This is a genomic window from Streptomyces sp. NPDC048636, from assembly GCF_040650655.1.
Taxonomy (GTDB): domain Bacteria; phylum Actinomycetota; class Actinomycetes; order Streptomycetales; family Streptomycetaceae; genus Streptomyces.
In genome coordinates this window covers 1,069,893-1,089,092 of the sequence record NZ_JBEZHR010000001.1, presented here as the reverse complement: position 1 = coordinate 1,089,092, position 19,200 = coordinate 1,069,893, and the positions used below count along the sequence as shown (strand labels likewise).

Sequence of the window (19,200 nt, the reverse complement as noted above, 5' to 3'; positions counted from 1 at the left end):
TGCGCGGAAAAGTCGCGGTCGACGCCTGAGCTGCGTCGGGTCGTTGGTCCATCGGCCATACATCGCCCGTCGCCCCCCTCGAGTTCCGGTCCATCGCTGACGCCGTCAGGTCAGTGGCGCAGCCCCCGCTCGGGACGATACACCAGACTGGTCACTCAGGGACATAGGCCATCTACACACCGTAACCGACTTCGCTGTTGTATATACGGAGTGCAGTCATTCGGTGCCTGTATGTGGTGCCAGAGGCATGTCTACCCCGTCGTGACCACCAGATGACGGAGCGACTCGCCGGATGCGAAGCGCGTCAACTGGTCGCGCAACAGCCGCTTGGCGCGCGGCAGGAACGCCGACGTGGGGCCGCCCACATGCGGGGTGATGAGCACGCCTGGAGCGTGCCACAGGGGATGCCCGGCGGGCAGCGGTTCGGGGTCGGTCACATCCAGCGCGGCGCGCAACCGGCCCGTCCGCACCTCCTCGAGCAGGGCCTTGGTGTCCACCACCGGACCGCGCGAGACGTTCACCAGCAGCGCCCCGTCCTTCATCCGCGCCAGGAAGTCCGCCCCGGCCAGACCACGCGTGGCCTCGGTGAGCGGGGTCATCAGCACCACCACATCGGCGTCCGGGAGCAGTTGGGGCAAGGAGTCGATCGGGTGCACCGGACCGCGCTCGGTGGTGCGCGGGGAGCGCGCGACGCGCATCACCCGCTCGCACTCAAACGGCACAAGCCGGTCCTCGATCGCCTGGCCGATGGATCCGTATCCGACGATGAGAACGGACTTGTCGGCCAGCGCCGGGCGGAACCCCGCCCGCCACTCCCCCGCGTCCTGGCCACGGACGAAGTCGGGGATGCCACGGAGCGACGCGAGGATCAGGGTCAGTGCCAGCTCGGCGGTGCTCGCGTCGTGCACCCCGCGCGCGTTGCACAGCCGCACGCCGGACGGAAGCCCGTCGAGGGCGGGGCGGAGGTCGTCTATTCCGGCGGTGAGGGTCTGGATCACCTGGACGTTGGCCATCTCCCGCAGCGGCCGGACGGAGACCTCCAGGCCCTTCATGTACGGCACGCAGTAGAAGGCGCAGCGGGCCGGGTCGGTCGGGAACTCCGGACCGCCGTCCCAGAAGGCGTAGGAGAGGCCGTCGGGGAGGCCGTCGATCTCCTCGGGCGGGATCGGCAGCCAGGCCAGCGGACGCGCGGAGTCGTCCGCAGCACCGTGAGACGGATCGCGGTGCCGGAACGTATCGCTGTGATCTGCACTCATGTCAGGAGGCTATGCGAAGTGAGGTCCCCGGCAGAGGTTAGCTTTGGTGCGAGGAACGGGAGGGGTCAGGCCAGGTGGAGCGCAGGACAATCGGAGCGGCGGCGCTCGAGGTGGGCGCGATCGGCCTCGGATGCATGCCCATGAGCTGGGCGTACAGCGCTTCGCAGCGCAACGGCGAGGACTCGCTGCGCGCCGTGCACACCGCGCTCGACGCGGGCGCGAGCCTGCTGGACACCGCCGACATGTACGGGCCCTTCACCAATGAGCTGCTGGTGGGGCGGGTGCTCAAGGAGCGGCGCGCGGACGCGTTCGTCTCCACCAAGTGCGGACTGCTGGTGGGCGATCAGCACATCGTGGCCAACGGCCGGCCCGGCTATGTGAAGCGGGCCTGTGACGCCTCGCTCCGGCGGCTCCAGACCGATGTGATCGATCTCTACCAGCTGCACCGGGCCGACCCGGAAGTGCCGATAGAGGAGACCTGGGGGGCGATGGCGGAGCTGGTCGCCGCCGGGAAGGTGCGGGCGCTGGGACTGTGCGCGGTGGGCGCGCGGGCACAGCGGCGTACGGGCGGCGGGATGCACGACGCCACGGTGCGGCAGCTGGAGCGGGTACAGCAGGTCTTCCCGGTGGCCTGTGTACAGGCGGAGCTGTCGGTGTGGTCGCCCGAGGCGCTGGAGACGCTGGTGCCGTGGTGCTCCTCACGCGGACTCGGCTTCCTGGCCGCGATGCCGCTCGGCAACGGCTTCCTCAGCGGCACGCTGACCCCGGGGTCCGGGTTCGAGCCGGACGACATGCGGGCCCGCCATCCGCGCTTCACGGCGGAGATGATGGCGGCGAACCAGCCGATCGTGGCCGGGCTGCGCAGGGTGGCGCGGCGGCACGGGGAGTCGGTGACGGCGGCGCAGGTGGCGCTGGCATGGCTGCTGGCGCAGGGGCGGCATGTGGTGCCGGTGCCGGGTACGAAGCGGGAGCGGTGGGCGGCGGAGAACTGCGCGGCGGCCGAGGTGATGCTGACCGGCGAGGAGCTGGTGGAGATCGCGCGGCTGCCGCGGGCGCGGGGGTCGTGGGACTGACGGCCGGGCTCGTGGGACTTACGGCTGGGGCGCGAGGTCCGGGGCCGGGTCCGGGGCGCGGGGCCGGTGTCCGGAGGCGTGCGGGGACGGTGTCCGGAGGCGTGCGGGGACGGTGTCCGGAGGCTGGGGGCGGGAACTGTTCGATCTCCTGATCCACGTGATCGGCGGAGGGAACCCGGCGCGGGGCCGCGGTGTATAAGAATCAGTGTCGCGCAGCGGCACCTGTGCCCATGGAGAGGAATCCGACCGTGCGACGTCCCCGCGTCACCCCCGTCATCGCCGCCGCAGCCACGCTGCTGCTGGTGGCAGGCTGCTCGTCCGACGGTGACAGCGTCACCAGACCGGGGGGCCGCACGTCGTCTCCGGCGAAGCCGGGTTCCGGGGGCGACTCCTCCTCACCGGGTGCCCCCTCCCCCACCACCTCCGCCGCACCGGAGAAGGGGTCGGTGAAGGTCGAGCGCACGCTGACCACCAAGCTGAAATCGCCCTGGGGAGTCGCTCCGCTGCCCGGCGGGGACCTGCTGGTCTCCTCGCGGGACACCGGGAAGATCTTCAAGATCTCGGCGGACACCGGGAAGAAGACCGAGCTGGGGTCGGTCCCCGGGGTCTCCGCGGCGGGCGAGGGCGGTCTGCTGGGGCTCGCGGTCTCCTCCGACTTCGGCTCGGACCATATGGTGTACGCCTACTTCACCACCGACTCCGACAACCGCATCGCGCGGATGATGTACGACGACAAGCGCTCGGCGGGCAATCAGCTCGGTGCCCCGGACACCATCTTCAAGGGCATCCCCAAGGGCGCGATCCACAACGGCGGACGGATCGCCTTCGGCCCGGACAAGATGCTCTACGCGGGCACGGGCGAGAGCGGGGACCGCGGGCTCGCCCAGGACCTGGACTCCTTCGGCGGCAAGATCCTTCGGATGACCCCCGAGGGCGAGCCCGCCCATGGCAATCCGGACGCCGATTCGGTGGTCTATTCCTACGGCCACCGCAATGTCCAGGGCCTGGCCTGGGACCGTGATAAGCGGCTGTGGGCCTCCGAGTTCGGCCAGGACACCTGGGACGAGCTCAATCTGATCAAGCCCGGCAAGAATTACGGCTGGCCCGAGGCCGAGGGCAAGGCGGGCGAGAAGGGCTTTGTCGATCCGCTGGAGCAGTGGAAGCCCAAGGACGCCTCGCCCAGTGGGATCGCCATCGCCAAGGGGTCGGTGTGGATGGCGGGGTTGCGCGGGGAGCGGCTGTGGCGGATCCCGCTGAAGGGCGATCGGCCGGTGGCCAAGCCCCAGCCGTTCCTGGACGGGAAGTACGGACGGCTGCGCAGTGTGGTGGCGTCGGACGACGGGGGGCTGTGGGTGACGACCAGCAATACGGACGGGCGGGGTGAGCCGGGCAAGGACGACGACCGGATCCTGAAGCTCAAGATCACCTGAGCCACGGCGGGCATGGGACGACGGGCGGACACGGTCCGGGGCCGACGGCGCGGCCGTGGGCGGGGGCTGGCCGGTGCGGGCGCGGGCAGGGTCGGCCGGTGCGGGCAGCGGGCGGACGCGCCCGACGGGTCCGGGGGCCCGGGGGTCCGGGGGCCCGGGGGGTTCGCCGGGGATGTCATGGCGCGCCCGATTCGGGGTGGGGTCTGCCTACACTGGCCACAGCCATACAGCCCACGGGGGTCGCCATGTTCAACCTCATCGAGGAACTGTTCGCGCCCGGCCGCAAGCACACCGAGGAGGAGCGCAACCGGCTGGAGGTCACTCTGGACGAGGTGGGCAGCAATGACCCCGGGAAGGGCCCCATAGACCTCGACTCCGGCCAGGTGGTGATCCGCCCCCGCGAGGCGGGCTGAGCCGGGGCGCCGTCCGGGCAGCCGTCAGCGGGCCACCGCGCCGTCGGCCAGACCGTCGACCACACGCAGCCGGTGGGCGACGGCGGCGGCCTCGCCCCGGCCCGAGACGCCCAGCTTCGCCAGGATGTTGGAGACATGCACACTCGCCGTCTTCGGCGAGATGAACAGCTCCTCGGCGATCTGGCGGTTGCTGCGGCCCGCCGCGACCAGCCGCAGCACATCGCGTTCGCGGGGTGTCAGCCCCAGCTCCGCGGCGGGGTCGACGGTTTCGGGGGCCGGGGCGGTCGCGGGGACGGCGGCCGGGGGGAGCGCATGGGTGCCGGTCGCGGGGGCGGGGAGTGCGGTACGGGTGGCGGCGGGCACCAGCGGCAGCCGGGCGCGCCGGGCCAGCAGCTCGATCTCCTCGCGCAGCGGACGTGCCCCCAGCCGTTCGGCCACGGCATGCGCCTGGGCGAGGAGTTCGGCCGCCTGCCCGCGGCGGCCGGGGTCCAGCGGGCCGGGCCCCGCGTCGAGCAGCGCCTCCGCCCAGCGGTGCCGGGCGCGGGCCAGCGGATACGGCCGGTCCAGTGCGCCGAAGGCCTCGGTGGCCTCGGCCCACTGGTCGGGGCGGCTGTGGCCCTCGGCGCGGCCCAGTTCGGCCCCGAGCATCGCGGCGTAGGCCCGCCACATGGGTACGCCCTGCTGCACCCGCTTGGCGGCGGTGGCGATGCGGATAAGGGTGGCGGCGCGGCCGGGTTCGGCGGTGGGCAGTCCGCGGGCGGCGCTCTCGGCGGCGGCCGCCGCGTTCAGCAGCGGCCAGGCGTAGCGCTGCATCCCTGGCGGGAACCCTTCCTCCAGGGCCTGCTCCAGCAGGGTCCGGACCTCCAGGATGCGGCCGCGGCCGGACGCGAGCTCGATGGCGAAGCCCGCGGTCTGGATGGTGTGCTGCGGTTCGTAGTTATGGGGGCCGAAGTGTTCGCGGGCCGTGGCGAGTTCGCGCTCGGCGGCGTCCCAGTCGCCGCGCATCAGGGCCAGCCTGGCCAGCCGGTTGCAGGCGGTGCCGCGCGGTTTGGTGCCCAGTGCGAGCCGCAGGGTCTTCCGGGCCGCCTGCTCCGCCTCGGTCACCCGGCCCAGGGAGAACAGGGACTCCGCGAGGTTGCCGTACACCCAGGCCCGGGAGTCCACCAGTCCGAAGCGGTCCAGGACCCGGTTGCCCTCCTCGGCCGCCTCGACCGCCTCGGCCGATCTGCCGACGCCCTCCAGGGCCGAGGCCAGGTTGACGTAGCAGCGTCCCAGGACGCTGATGTCGCCCAGGGCCACGGCCCGTGCGCAGACCTCGCGCATCTCGGCCAGCCCGCGCTCGGTGTCGCCCGAGTCACCGGTGAAGTAGCCCAGTGTCAGCCGGGCGTGCAGTTCGGTGCTCTCCACACCGACCATCCGGGCCAGTTCCACCGCCCGCTCGGCGACGGCCAGCCCCTGCGCTCCCGGGCGGTGGGTCATGGTCCAGCCCGCCATATGGGCCATGACCTCGGCGTGCACGGGGGACGGTGGCAGTCCGCGCACCAGCTCCTGGGCCCGGCTCAGCTCCTCCCAGCCGTCGCCGCGCGCCATGGTCTCCAGCAGCTTGGACTGCTGGGTCCAGAACCAGGCGGCCCGCAGCGGATCGCCATCGCCCTTGGCCAGCTTGCGGAGCGCCTTCTTGCTGACGGCCAGGGCGCGTTCGGGCTGGGCGGACATGCGGGCGGCCACCACCACCTCGGCAAGCAGATCGAGGTAACGCAGGGACTCGTCGGCCCTGCCGTAGGGCGGATACGCCTCGGCGTATCCCAGGGGGCGCTGTGCGTCGCGGATCTCCTCGGGGGCGTCCACCCATAGCTCCATGGCCCGTTCCAGCAACCGCAGTTGCTCGGCGTGGGCGTAGCGTCTCCGGGCCTCGACCGAGGCCCGGAGCACGGCGGGCAGCGCCTTGGCCGCGTCATGGGCGTGGTACCAGTAGCTGGCCAGCCGGGCGGCCCGTTCATCGGGCCGCACCAGGGAGGGTTCTGCCTCCAGGGCCTCGGCGAGCTGGCGGTTGAGCCGGGAGCGCTCACCCGGCAGCAGATCGTCCACGACGGCCTCGCGCACCAGCGCGTGCCGGAAGCGGAAGCCGCTCTCGTCGGCCGTGGGCTGCACGATATTGGCGCCGACGGCCGAGCGCAGCGCGTCGATCAGCTCGTCCTCGTCGAACCGGGCGACCCGGCGCAGCAGCGGGTATTCGACGGCCGCGCCGCCCTCGGCGAGGATCCGCACCACCGCCTGCGCCTCCTCGGGCAGCGCCTCGACCCGCACCAGCAGCAGATCGCGCAGCGATTCGCTGAGCCCGCTGCTACAGCCCTCGTTGAGGGAGCGGGCGATCTCCTCGACGAAGAAGGCGTTGCCGTCGCTGCGCTTGAAGATCCGGTCGACCAGCTGGCGTTCCGGCTCCGCGCCGTTGATCCCGGTGATCTGGTCCCGCACCTCGCCCCGGTTGAAGCGGGACAGTTCGATCCGCTGGACCTCGCGCATCCGGTCGAGTTCGGCGAGGAAGGGCCGTAGCGGATGGCGGCGGTGGATGTCGTCGGAACGGTAGGTGGCGACGACCAGCAGCCGGGCGCTGAGCAGCGAGCGGAAGAGATAGGCGAGCAGTTCGCGGGTGGAGCGGTCGGCCCAGTGCAGATCCTCGACGGCGACCACGAGGGTGCGGGTCGAGGCCAGCCGCTCCAGCAGCCGGACGGTGAGTTCGAAGAGCCGGGCCCGTCCGTCCCCGTCATGGGCCTCACGGGCGGTCTCGCCCAGTTCGGGCAGCAGCCGGGCGAGTTCGCCCTCCTGCCCGGCGGCGGCTCCGTCCAGTTCGGCGCCCAGCTTGCGGCGCAGTGAGCGCAGCACCGTGGAGACGGGTGCGAACGGCAGTCCGTCGGCGCCGATTTCCACGCAGCCTCCGGTGGCGGCGACGGCCCCGGAGGCCACGGCGGTGGCCAGGAACTCGTCCACGAGCCGGGTCTTGCCCACCCCCGCTTCCCCACCGATCAGCAGCACCTGCGGCTCGCCCGCGGTGGCGCGGGCGAGCGCGTCGTCGAGGAGGGACAGTTCCTCGGTGCGGCCGACGAACACCGGGCTGACAGATGTGGTGTGCACGTCGTCGAGCATCGCACAGGAGTCCGGTGTCCGGGCACTGTCTTTTCCGGCTGCCTCCCAGGTCGTCATGGTGCGGAAGCCGTGGTCAGGCCGCGGTGTCGTACGACCGGGAGGACTGGCCCTGCCCGGACCGCCGGATCAACCTCACCCACCCTCCTGACTCGGGTTCGGCGGACCGGCCGCGGCGGGCGGCCGCGGCCTCACGGGCCCGGCGCTCGGCGGCGGCCCGGCGCAGCAGCTCGGCCTCGCGGACGCGGTGGAGTTCGTAGTGCAGCATGGTGTTCTCCCTGATGACGAGGTGTTCTTCGAAGACGGGACGGTGTCTTCGAAGCGACTCCAACTCTCGCCCGGCAAGGGGGTCCGGCACATCGGGAGGCTGCCCGATCTTCGCCCGGCCCGGGGCCTTAGCCCTGCGGGCCGAGAGGGCCCGGGGCCTTAGCCCCTGGGGCCGAGGGGGTCCGGGACCTAAGGCGGGTCCTTAGACGGAGCCCCGGACGGCGTCCGGACACCGGGTGACCGGGCCGTACCGCCTCAGACCCCGCCCCGCCGGGAGGACGCCCCGCGGCGGGCACCGCCTTTGACCTGCCACCCGCCCGGCCGGAGGGCATGGCACCGGATCACCTCAGGCGCCGCGCCGCGTGGCCGCGTCCGCGTGGGGGGCGGCGCGTTGGCCGGGGAGGGGCAGCGGGGCGGAGGGCGCCTGCTCGCCCTCGATGCTGATCCGGGGCAGCAGCCGCTCGAGCCAGCCCGGCAGCCACCAGTTGGCGCTGCCGAGCAGATGCATCAGGGCGGGCACCAGCAGGGTGCGCAGGACGAAGGCGTCCAGGGCGACGGCGGCGGCGAGCCCGATGCCGAACATCGCGATGATCCGGTCGCCGCTGAGCACAAAGGCGGAGAAGACGGCGATCATGATGATGGCGGCGGAATTGATGACCCGGCTGGTCTCCGCGAGGCCGACCCGGACCGCGATCCGGTTGTCCCGGGTGTGCTGCCACTCCTCGTACATCCGGCTGACCAGGAAGACCTGGTAGTCCATGGAGAGCCCGAAGAGCACCGAGACCATGATCACCGGCAGGAAGGGTTCGATCGGACCCGCCCGGCCCAGCCCCAGCAGCTCGCTCCCCCAGCCCCATTGGAAGATCGCGACGACCACGCCGAAGGACGACGCGACGGCGGCCACGTTCATGACCGCCGCCTTGACGGGGATGCCGACGCTACGGAACGCGAGCAGCAGCAGTACACAGCCGAGGCCCACCACCACCCCCACGAACAGCGGCAGCTTGGCGACGATCACTGCGGCGAAGTCGTCGTAGCCCGCGGTCAGTCCGCCCACGTACACCCGCAGCGAGCTGCCCCGTTCGGCCTCGGGCAGCACCTCGGCGCGCAGCCGGTGGACGAGCCGGGAGGTGGCCTCGGCCTGCGGAGCGGTCGTGGGGACGACGGTGATGAGCCCGGTGTCGCCACCGCCGCCGAGATCCGCGGCGCTCACCGACGCCACGCCCGCGGTGGTGCGCAGGGTCCGGGGCAGCCGGGTGAAGGCCATCCGGTCGTCCGCCCCGTCGATCCGGCCGATGAGGGTGAGCGGACCGTTGAAGCCGGGTCCGAACCCGTCGGCGAGCAGGTCGTAGGCGCGCCGGGTGGTGGAGTCGGCGGCGTTGTTGCCCTGGTCGGAGGTGCCCAGATGGAGGGAGAGGGTGGGAACCGCGAGGACGAGCATGACGGCGGCGGCCACTGCGGCCAGCAGTTTGGGGCGGCGTTCGACGAGGGCCGCCCAGCGGGTGGCGAAGCCCCGGTTCCGCACCGGCCGTGGACCGTGGGCGGCCAGCCGGGCGCGTTCACGGCGGCTCAGCGCCCTCATGCCGATCAGGCCGAGCAGCGCGGGCAGCAGGGTGAGGGAGGCCGCGACGGTGCAGGCGACCGTGAGCGAGGCCGCCACCGCGACCCCGCCCAGGAAGTTCAGCCGCAGCACGAGCATGCCGAGGAGGGCGAGACAGACGGTGGCCCCCGCGAAGACCACCGCGCGGCCCGAGGTGGCCACCGCCCGCCGCGCCGCCTCGTCGACGGTCAGCCCCCGCCGCAGCCCGCGGCGGTGCCGGGTGACGATGAACAGCGCGTAGTCGATACCGACGCCGAGGCCGATGAGCACACCGAGCATGGGCGCGAAGTCGGCCACGGTCATCGTGTGGCCGAGCAGTCCGATGGCGGCGTAGGCGGTGCCGACGCCGACGAGCGCGGTGGCGATCGGCAGCAGGGCCGCGGCGAACGAACCGAAGGCGAGGAAGAGGACCACGGCGGCCACCGCGACACCGATGATCTCGCTGAGGTGCGCGGAGCCGGAGCGCTCGGTGAGGCTCGCGCCCGCGCCGCCCATCTCGACCTGGAGCCCGGGGACTCCGCGCGCGGCGGAGCGCGCGGAGTCCAGCACCCGGCGCACCTCGGCCTCCCCCAGGTCGGCCGCGGGTTCGCGGAAGACGACGGTGGCGTAGGCGGTGTGCCGGTCGGCGCTGATCCGGGCGCGGTCCTCGTCGCCGTACGGGCCGGTCACGGAGACGACACCGGGCAGCCGGGCGATCCGGTGGAGCGCCATGGCCATCCGCTGTTCGACCTCGTCGGAGACCACGGTTCCGGCGGACGCGGGGGTGTGCCAGACGAGGGTGTCACTGTCCCCGGCCCGGTCCGGGAAGCGCTGTTCCAGCAGGGCCGAGACCTTGGAGGAGTCGGTCCCCGGGATGTCGTAGTCGTTGGAGTACGCGGAACCGGCCGCGGCCGCCGCCGAGGCGACTCCCGCGAACGCCGCCAGCCACACCACGAGGACGAGGACGGGGCGCTGGAGACACCACCGGGCGAGTGCGGCCATGGCTGCTTTCCGGGTACGGCGCCGGGGCGCGCGGGCTCCCGGCGGTGGCCGGCTCCGTGGCGGTGAGCGCGTGATGAGGTTGTGACCTGTGCACTCTGTCACCCGGAAAAGATCCTTTGTCCCCTTTGTGGCGATCACCACATTCGCGGCAGGGGGCTGGCCAAACGGCGCCCGGCAGCGGCGATTCCCGACGGCCGCGATGACCGCCGGGACCGGCTCACACCGCGGCCGTCGCCACCAGGGGGAAGTGGCAGGCCACCCGGTGCCCGGGGACGGTCGGTTCGGACTCCACCGGCTCGGTCCGGGCGCAGATGTCCTGGGCTGCCGGACAGCGGGTACGGAACCGGCAGCCCGAGGGCGGATCCGCGGCCGACGGCGTCTCGCCGCCGAGCGGCGCCCCGGCCGGTGCCGCCGCCGGGTCGGGCCGCTCCGCGGTGTCCAGCAGCCCGCGGGTGTACGGATGCAGGGGCGAGCCGAACACCGCGTCGGCCGGGCCGGTCTCCACCAGCTTGCCCAGGTACATCACCCCGACCCGGTCGGCGAGATAGCGCACCACCGCAAGATCGTGCGAGATGAACAGATACGCGAGCCCCTTCTCCCGCTGGAGGTCCCGCATCAGGTTGAGGATCTGCGCCTGGACGGAGACGTCGAGCGCGGAGACCGGTTCGTCGGCCACCACCAGCGCGGGCGACAGCGCCAGCGCGCGGGCCAGCCCGAGCCGCTGCCGCTGGCCACCGGAGAACTCATGCGGATAGCGGTGCACCGCACCGCGTTCCAGCCCCACGTCGTCCAGCAGTTCCGCGATCCGCGCGCGCTGCTCCTCCCGGTCGCCGACGCCCTGGATGACCAGCGGCTCGCGCAGGATCGCGCCGACCCGCATCCGCGGGTCCATCGAGGCGTAGGAGTCCTGGAACATCAGCTGCACCTCGCGGCGGTGGGCACGCAGTTCACGGCGGCCGAGGGCGGCGATATCGCGGTCGGCGAAGCGTATGGTGCCGCCGGTCGGCGGCTCCATGCCGACCACCAGCCGTCCCAGGGTGGACTTGCCGCAGCCGGACTCCCCCACGATGCCGAAGGTCTCGCCGCGCCGGACGGACAGCGACACCCCGGCCACCGCGCTCACCGCGGCGGCGCCCCGGCGCCGGGCGAACGGACCGCCGTGCAGCGGGTAGTCCTTGCTGAGTCCGGTGAGCCGCAGCAGGGTCTCGGTACCCCGGACCGGCGGTGCGGCGGGGACGGCCGGGACCACCTCGGCGACCGGATCGACCGCGGGATCGACCGGATGGAAACAGGCGAAGGCGTGCCCGGACGGTGCGGACGCCGGCGGATCGGCGGCGTCCCCGGAGAGCCCGCCGGGGAGCTCACCGGAGCGCTCACCGGAGCGCTCGCGCAGTTCCGGCTCCGCCGCTTCGCACCGCACCGTGGCGAAGCCGCAACGCGGTGCGAAACGGCAGCCCGTGGGCCGTACCACCAGGGACGGGGGCAGTCCGGGGATGGTGGCCAGCGGCTGGGCCGCGTCCGCCGCCCGCTCCGGCAGCGCGGCGAACAGCGCCTGGGTGTAGCGGTGGCGCGGGGACGCGAACAGGGCGTGTACGCCCGCCCGTTCCACCGTCTTGCCCGCGTACATCACGGCGACCCGGTCCACCCGCCTGGCGATCACCCCCAGATCGTGGGTGACCAGGATCATCGCCATGCCGAGCCGGGAGCGCAGCTCGCCGATCAGCTCCAGGATCTGGGCCTGGGTGGTGACATCGAGCGCGGTGGTCGGCTCGTCGGCGATCAGCAGATCCGGTTCGCAGATCAGCGCCATGGCGATGGCGACGCGCTGCCGCATCCCGCCGCTGAGCTGGTGCGGATAGTGGCCCAGCCGCTCGGCGGGCTTCGGCAGGCCGACCAGCCGCAGCATCTCCTCGGCGCGCCGCCGGGCTTCGGCCGCGCGGGCTCCCCGGTGGAGCACCAGGGGTTCGGCGACCTGAGCGCCGATGGTCATGGTGGGGTTGAGGGAGGTCAGCGGGTCCTGGAAGACCATGCCGATGGTGTTGCCGCGGATGTCCCGCAGCACCGGTTCGGGGGCCTTCGCCAGGTCGGTGCCGCCGAAGGAGATCGAGCCGCCGGTGATCTTGCCGCCGGACGGCAGCAGCCCCAGCACGCTGAGCGCGGTCATGGTCTTTCCGCTGCCGGACTCGCCGACGATGCCGAGCGCTTCACCGGGGGCGAGGTCGAGGGAGACGCCGTCCAGGGCGTGCACGGTGCGGTCGCGGCCGGTGATCTCGACGTGCAGATCGTCGACGCGGAGCAGGGGTTCGGTCATCAGGGTCATCACCGGGGTCCTCAGTTCTTCTGGAGCCGCACGTCGAAGGCGTCCCGCAGGCCGTCCCCGATGAAGTTGAACGCGGCGACGACGAGCACGATCGCGATCCCCGGCGGGAAGATCAGCCACCAGTAGCCGACCTGGGTGTAGGTGATGCCCGCGCTGAGCATCGAGCCCCAGTCGGCGGCGGGCGGCGGTATCGACAGGCCCAGGAAGGACAGATAGGCGACGTAGAGGATGGCGTCGGCGATCTGGAAGGTGGCGTTGACCACGACGGTGCCGATCGCGTTCGGCACGATATGGCGGAAGACCGCCCGGCCCCCGCCGCCGCCCATCAGCCGCATCGCGTGGATGTAGTCGCGGCCGCGCAGCGCCAGGGCCTCACCGCGGACCAGCCGGGCCGGGGACAGCCAGGCCACGGAGGCGATGATGAGGATCAGCACCGGTTTGCTGGGGGTGAGGATCGCGGCGACGACGACCAGCAGGAACAGGGCCGGGATGGCGAGCGCGGCATCGGTGATCCGCATCATCGCCGCGTCCAGCCAGCCGCCGAAATAGCCCGCGACGGCGCCGTACACGGTGCCGATGAGGGTGGCCAGCAGCCCGGCGGCGAGGCCGACTTCGAGGGAGGTCTGCCCGCCGGTCATCAGCCGTCCGAGCATGTCGTAGCCGAGGTCGGTGGTGCCCAGCGGATGGCCGGGGCTGCCGGGCGGCAGATTGGCCCGGCCCAGATCGGTGTGGGTCTGGTCGGTGGAGTGGATCAGCGGGCCGAGGAAGCTGAAGGCCATCAGCGCGGCCAGCAGCACCGCCCCGGTCAGCGCCAGCTTGTTGCGGGTGAAGACCACCAGGGCGCGGCGGGCGAGCCCCGGGGTGGCGGCCGCGGTATCGGTGGCGGGCGCGGCGGTGGCGGTCACGAGACGCTCCTGATCCGGGGGTCGAGGACGGCGTACGCGATGTCGGTGAGCAGCGAGCCGAGCACGGTGGCGACCCCGACGACGAGCGTGACGCCGAGCAGCACGGGGAAGTCCGAGCCCTGGGCGGCGTTCCAGAACAGCAGCCCCATCCCCGGGTAGTTGAACATCGACTCCACCACCAGCGCCCCGCTGAAGAGGGTGGGCAGATAGAGGCCGAGCAGGGTGGCGAGCGGGATCAGCGCATTGCGCAGCACATGCCGGGCCATGATCCGTGCGTGGGACTGGCCCTTGGCGCGGGCGGTGCGGACGTACTCCTCACCGAGGTTGTCCAGCACCGCCGAGCGCATATAGCGGCTGAACGCGGCGATGATGCCGAGCGCCATGGTGACCACCGGCAGCACCAGGGCGCGTGGCTCGCCCAGGATCCCGGCGACGGTGTCGGCCTGCGGCGCCTCGGCCGGGAAGAGCTGGAGCCGCTGGCTGAAGACGAGGATCAGCACCAGGCCGAGGAAGAAGACCGGGGTGGCGTAGGCGAGGAAGGCGGCGCCGGTCAGCAGGTAGTCGGCGGCCTTCCCGCGGCGTACGGCCTGGAGGATGCCGAGCGGGATCGCCAGGACGGCCGCGAGCGCGATGGCCAGGGCGGTCAGTACCAGGGTTTTGGGCAGCCGGTCGGTCAGAGCCGAGGAGACGGTCTGGTTGAGCTTGTACGACTCGCCGAGGTCCCCGGTGATCAGACGGCCCAGGTACCGCGCGTACTGCACCGGCAGCGAACGGTCGTAGCCCTGCTGGTGGTTGAAGTGGTCGACCGCCTGTGGGGTGGCGCGGGGGCCGAGGATGGCACGGGCCGGTCCGCCCGGCAGCTGGTGCAGCAGCACGAAGACGATGACGGAGACCAGCAGCAGGACGACCGCCGCCTGTGCGGTGCGCTTGAGCAGAAAGCGGATCATCGCCCCTCCGCCCCCTTCCTGACGAAGTACCAGTCCTGCGGGGAGATGCTGAGGGTGGGGTTCTGGTCCACACCGCGCAGATCGTTGCGGATGACGGAGACCTGGTAGGCGGGGTTGGGGGTCCACAGCACCGGCACCCGGCGGGCCACGTACTCCCCGTAGCGCCGCATCGCGGACGGGTCGCCGGAGTACTCGGTGGCCTTGATCAGCTTGTCGGTACGCGGATCGGACCAGTTGCCCATATTGGAGGGGGCGCCGGTGGCGAAGAGCTGCTCCCCGCTGGGGTCGGGCGGGAAGTACCAGCTGCCCGCCGTGCCGAAGAAGCCGAGCTGCCACTCCCGGCACAGCCGCTGGGCGGGGGTGCAGGGCACGGTGGTGCCGAGCACGGTGTTGAGCGGCTGCTGACGGACGTCGAGGGTGATCCCGGCCTTGTCGTACGAGGACTTGATCTCCTGCATCATGTTGGAGGTCTCGGTGGAGCCGGACTGGGAGAGCAGCGAGAGCCGCAGCCGCTGTCCGTCCTCGATTCCCTTGCCGCAGTCGTCCGGCCCCGTACCGGGCCGTCGGCAGCGCAGCCTTCCCTCGCCGTCGGCCGTCCAGCCGTGCGCGGCCAGCAGCCGTGCCGCCTTCGCCGGGTCATGGGGGAAGGGGTCCTCGGCGAGGAGGCTCGCGGGGACCGGGCCGCGGGTGGGCTCGGCGGTGCCGTGCCAGATGACGTCGGAGATGGCCCGCTGGTCGATGAGGTGCTGGAGGGCCTGGCGCAGATAGCTCTGGCGCAGCAGCGGGCCCGCGGTGGGGTGGTTGAAGTTGAGTACGAGATAGGTGATCGCCCAGCCCTCCCAGGGGTCGACGCGATATCCCAGCTCACGGAAGTCCTTGGACTGGGCCATCACCGAGGGCGGGATGTAGCCGTAGTCGACACCGCCCGAGCGCAACACGTTGAACTCGGAGTCGGCGGTGGTGAAGGGCTTGAGGACGACCCGGTCGAGATGGGGTCGGTCGGGGCCGGAGTAGCGCCGGTTGGGGACCAGCGCCACCTGGCCGGAGGTGGTCCACTTCTCGATCCGCCAGGGCCCGTTGACCGTCTTCCACAGCGGGTCGGTGGCGAACCGGGAGAGCTGTTCGGCGTGCCGGGTCAGCCGGGCGAAGACCTTCTTCGGGTCCTCCTCGCGCGGGTCCCAGGCGTGCCGGGGCAGCGGGGTGAAGTAGAGCAGCTGATTGGCGGTGAACCAGGCCGGGTTGTACGCGCGGTCGAGCCGCAGCTGGAAGGTGTGGTCGTCGACGGTGCGGAACCGTTTGATGTTGTCGGGCAGCAGCCCGGGTGAATAGCCGCCCCACTCCGCCTTGTTGTGCTGGATCAGGTCGAACCAGAACTTCACGTCCCGGGTGGTCACGGCGGTGCCGTCGGACCAGGTGTAGCCCTTTTTCAGGGTGACGGTCACGGTGCGGTTGCCGTCGCTGTAGCGGGGCTGTTCGGCGAGATTGCGCGGGCTGTCCAGGGTGAGCCGCCCGCCTTTCTTCTCCGGCTGGTAGAGCGGCAGATACAGCAGGTTCTGCACGGCGCCGTTGTAGGAGGCCAGATAGCCGGGCGCACCGATCGGGAAGATCCAGTTGGGGCTGGCTGCGGGCGGCAGCGCCATGGTGGCCGTACCGCCCTCGACCCGGGTGCCTCCGGTGGTGCCGAGGTCGGTGACCCGGCCGGTCCCCGCCGCGCAGCCGCTGATCAGGCCCGCGCCGACGAGGGTGAGAACCGCGACCAGACCCGCGAGGGGTCCGCGTAGACGTGGTGTGCGCAGACCCATGCTGCCTCCACGGATTCATCGGCCGCTCGGCCGTTCGAAGATAGCGAGCAAAGTACGGATGCCTCTGAAATGAAGTCAAGAGGCTGGTGCGACAGGCGCGGAATATTGTCTACTGAAATCCGTGAGATACCGGGACTTGATTCGGCTACCGAATAAAGTGGTGGGGTCGAGTCCGGAGAAGAAGAACCCAACCCCCCGACGGAAAGGGCGCCCCATGACCGCCGCCGATGAGCAGCCCGGCTCCGCCGCCCATGTCCTCGAACTCGTCGCGAGCGGCGCCGCCGCCTCCCGCGCCGACCTGGTACGGGAGTTGGGCCTCGCCGCCTCCACCGTCTCGGGCCGGGTGCAGGAGCTGGTGGACGCCGGGCTGCTGACGGAGTACGGCGAGGGCGCCTCGCGCGGTGGCCGCCGCCCGCGGCTGCTGCGGATACCGGAGAGCGGGGCGGTGGCGCTCGCCGCCGACCTGGGCAGCCATCACGCCCGGATCGGGGCGGTCGGGCTGACCGGCGCCACCTTCGACGTGGCCGAGCACGCCTTCGATCTGACCGCCGGTCCGGACCGGGCGCTGGATCCGCTGGTGCGGCGGCTGACCGGGCTCGCCGACCGCCAGCGCGCGGCGGGCCGCACCGTGCGGGCGGTCGGGGTGGGCTTCCCCGGACCGGTCGACACCGGCACCGGCCAGGTCATCGCCCCGTCCCGGATGCCCGGCTGGCATCTGTACGAGCTGCGCGACCGGCTCGCCGAACGGCTGGAGCTGCCCGTCCTGGTGGACAACGACGCCAACATGATGGCCCTCGGCGAACACCGCGCCGCCCACTCCGGACTGCGTCACCTGGTGGTGGTCAAGGCCGGGCGCGGGATCGGCTCCGGGGTCATCAGCGACGGCCGTCTCTACCGCGGGGCGCGCGGTTCGGCGGGCGACATCAGCCATGTCCGGGTGGACGCGGCCGACGAACGCCCCTGCTCCTGCGGCAATATCGGCTGTCTGGAGACCGTGGCCAGCGGTGCCGCGATCGCCGCCGCCCTGCGCGAGCTGGGTATCGAGGCGGACGGTTCCACGGATGTGCTGCGCCTGGTCACCGACGGCGAGCCGAACGCCACCACGCTGGTCCGGCAGGCGGGACGGCACATCGGCGCGGTGCTGTCCGTCGTCGTCAACTTCTTCAACCCCGAGGCGGTGGTCCTCGGCGGAGCCCTCGCCGGGGCCGAACCGCTGGTCGCGGCGGTCCGCGGAGTGCTCTACGAGCGCTGTCTGCCGATGGCCACCAGCGAGCTGACCATCACGGCCGCCGGCAGCGGCGCCGACGCGGGGCTGCTCGGGGCGGGCCATGCCGCGCTGCGCGAACTCGCCGCGAGGGGCCGTCCGATGCCGTTGGCCGGGGCCGCCACCCGCTGATCCGCCCTCTCCTCCGCCCGGGGCCGCCCCCGCTCGTCCACCCGCCGCACCCCGGCTCTCCCCCGGATCTCCTCCACCGGAAAGCGAGACAGTATGGCTCCCCCCGCACCCCAAGGCCGCCGCCTGCGCATCGGGATCGGCGGTATGTCCATCGAGTCCAGCACCTTCTGCCCGCACCGCACCACCTACGACGACTTCCGCGTCACCCGCGGCGACGAGCTGCTGAACCGCTACACGTGGACCGCGGCCGACGGCGATCTCGCCGGGCTGGTCGAGTGGGTGCCGCTGGTGCACGCCGTCGCCCTCCCCGGCGGCCCGGTCGAACGCGACACCTACGACCGCGTCAAGGACGAACTCGTCGACCGGCTGCGCCGGGCGGAGCTCGACGGCCCCCTCGACGGGCTGGTCTACGACATCCACGGCGCGATGAGCGTGGTCGGCATGGAGGACGCCGAGGGCGATCTGACCGACGCGGTGCGGGAGGCGATCGGCCCCGGGGCGCTGATCTCAGCCGCCATGGATCTGCACGGCAATGTCTCCCGGCGGTTCGCCGAACGGCTCGACCTGCTCACCGCCCACCGGCTGGCCCCGCACGAGGACGCCTGGGAGACCCGGGAACGCGCCGCCCGCAAGCTGGTTCAGCGGCTCGCCTCCGGGCGGGGCCGCCCCCATCTGGCCTGGGTCCAGGTCCCGGTGCTGCTGCCCGGCGAGAAGACCAGCACCCGGCTGGAGCCCGCCAAGTCGCTCTACGGACGGCTGGCCGCGGTCGAGGCGATGGACGGTGTGGTGGACGCGGCGGTGTGGGTCGGCTACGCCTGGGCGGATGAACCGCGCTGCCGGGCGGCGGTGGTGGTCACCGCCGACGACCCCGTCCTCGCGGTGGAACAGGCCCGTTCCCTGGCCCGCGAATACTGGGAGGTGCGCCGCGACTTCGTCTTCGTCGGCCCCACCGGCAGCGCCGACGAGTGCATCGCCGCGGCCGTGGCCTCCGCCGCCCGCCCCTTCCTGATCAGCGACTCCGGGGACAATCCCACCGCCGGGGGCGCCGGTGACCTGGCCTACGTCCTGGGGCGGCTGCTGGCCCACGAGGAGCTGGCCTCCGGCCGTGTGACCGCCCTGCACCCCGGCATCACCGATCCGGCGGCGGTCGCCGAGTGCTTCACCGCCGGGCTCGGCGCCACCGTACGGCTGTCGGTCGGCGGCGCGGTCAGCGAGGGGACCGGGGAGCACGGCGCGCCGTACGACCTCACCGGCGAGGTGGTCGCCCTGCGCCGGGACGACGAGGTGGGCGGCGATCTGGCGGCGGTGCGCAGCGGCGGGGTCACCGTGATCCTGGTCAGCCGCCGCAAACCGTTCCACACCCGTGCGGACTTCGGGGAGCTGGACCCCCTCGGCTATGACCTGGTGGTCGTCAAGATCGGCTATCTGGAGCCCGAGCTCTACGAGATGGCGGCGGACTGGCGGCTGGCGCTCACCCCCGGCGGGGTGGACCAGGACCTGCCGCGGCTGGGCCACCACCGGGTCGAGCGGCCGCTGTACCCGTTGGACGACGCGGAGTTCGACACCCCGGACCTCACCCCCCGGCTGCTCGGCCGCTGAGCGGCCGCCGCTGAGCCGCCGCCGGGCGGGCCGGGAACACCCGGGGGGGGACAGCCGCCCGGAAGGGCGT

The 19,200-nt window shown here is 72.4% G+C and carries 13 protein-coding genes; 5 read left to right on the top strand and 8 right to left on the bottom strand.

Annotated elements, in window-relative coordinates:
* Nucleotides 1–251: 251 nt before the first annotated feature.
* Entirely contained in the window at nt 252–1,256 is a 1,005-nt protein-coding gene (locus tag AB0C66_RS04965; RefSeq protein ID WP_362432874.1) for a 2-hydroxyacid dehydrogenase, read from the bottom strand.
* A 74-nt stretch (nt 1,257–1,330) separates the two neighbouring features.
* On the opposite strand from AB0C66_RS04965, the gene AB0C66_RS04960 reads away from it, so the two are divergent.
* From AB0C66_RS04960 to AB0C66_RS04950, 3 genes are all read left to right on the top strand, one after another.
* The gene (locus tag AB0C66_RS04960; protein ID WP_362432872.1) at nt 1,331–2,329 is read left to right on the top strand and encodes an aldo/keto reductase; all 999 of its coding nucleotides are present in this window, start codon (nt 1,331–1,333) and stop codon (nt 2,327–2,329) included.
* 230 nt (nt 2,330–2,559) lie between these two features.
* A complete protein-coding gene (locus tag AB0C66_RS04955) occupies nt 2,560–3,759 on the top strand; it encodes a PQQ-dependent sugar dehydrogenase (protein ID WP_362432869.1) in 1,200 nt (399 codons plus the stop codon).
* Between the two features lie 245 nt (nt 3,760–4,004).
* On the top strand, nt 4,005–4,172 hold the full coding sequence (locus tag AB0C66_RS04950) for a DUF6191 domain-containing protein (protein ID WP_362432867.1): 168 nt from the start codon (nt 4,005–4,007) through the stop codon (nt 4,170–4,172).
* A gap of 24 nt (nt 4,173–4,196) precedes the next feature.
* Here the strand turns inward: AB0C66_RS04950 and AB0C66_RS04945 are convergent, their stop codons facing one another.
* The 7 genes from AB0C66_RS04945 to AB0C66_RS04915 form a co-directional block, all read right to left on the bottom strand.
* Entirely contained in the window at nt 4,197–7,316 is a 3,120-nt protein-coding gene (locus tag AB0C66_RS04945; RefSeq protein ID WP_362432865.1) for an AAA family ATPase, read from the bottom strand.
* Nucleotides 7,317–7,389: 73 nt separating this feature from the next.
* Entirely contained in the window at nt 7,390–7,581 is a 192-nt protein-coding gene (locus tag AB0C66_RS04940) for a hypothetical protein (protein ID WP_362432863.1), read from the bottom strand.
* Between the two features lie 345 nt (nt 7,582–7,926).
* Nucleotides 7,927–10,161 (bottom strand): MMPL family transporter, encoded by a 2,235-nt coding sequence (locus AB0C66_RS04935; RefSeq protein ID WP_362432861.1) that lies wholly within the window; start codon nt 10,159–10,161, stop codon nt 7,927–7,929.
* A gap of 217 nt (nt 10,162–10,378) precedes the next feature.
* On the bottom strand, nt 10,379–12,481 hold the full coding sequence (locus tag AB0C66_RS04930) for an ABC transporter ATP-binding protein (protein ID WP_362432859.1): 2,103 nt from the start codon (nt 12,479–12,481) through the stop codon (nt 10,379–10,381).
* Nucleotides 12,482–12,492: 11 nt separating this feature from the next.
* Entirely contained in the window at nt 12,493–13,386 is an 894-nt protein-coding gene (locus AB0C66_RS04925) for an ABC transporter permease (protein ID WP_362432856.1), read from the bottom strand.
* On the bottom strand, nt 13,383–14,333 hold the full coding sequence (locus tag AB0C66_RS04920; RefSeq protein ID WP_362432854.1) for an ABC transporter permease: 951 nt from the start codon (nt 14,331–14,333) through the stop codon (nt 13,383–13,385). The genes AB0C66_RS04925 and AB0C66_RS04920 overlap by 4 nt, the downstream gene beginning before the upstream one ends.
* On the bottom strand, nt 14,330–16,135 hold the full coding sequence (locus tag AB0C66_RS04915) for a peptide ABC transporter substrate-binding protein (RefSeq protein ID WP_362432852.1): 1,806 nt from the start codon (nt 16,133–16,135) through the stop codon (nt 14,330–14,332). The genes AB0C66_RS04920 and AB0C66_RS04915 overlap by 4 nt, the downstream gene beginning before the upstream one ends.
* Before the next feature lie 214 nt (nt 16,136–16,349).
* On the opposite strand from AB0C66_RS04915, the gene AB0C66_RS04910 reads away from it, so the two are divergent.
* Together AB0C66_RS04910 and AB0C66_RS04905 are read left to right on the top strand one after the other, a co-directional pair.
* On the top strand, nt 16,350–17,531 hold the full coding sequence (locus AB0C66_RS04910; RefSeq protein ID WP_362432850.1) for an ROK family transcriptional regulator: 1,182 nt from the start codon (nt 16,350–16,352) through the stop codon (nt 17,529–17,531).
* A 93-nt stretch (nt 17,532–17,624) separates the two neighbouring features.
* On the top strand, nt 17,625–19,130 hold the full coding sequence (locus AB0C66_RS04905; RefSeq protein WP_362432847.1) for a M81 family metallopeptidase: 1,506 nt from the start codon (nt 17,625–17,627) through the stop codon (nt 19,128–19,130).
* The last annotated feature ends 70 nt before the right edge of the window (nt 19,131–19,200 follow it).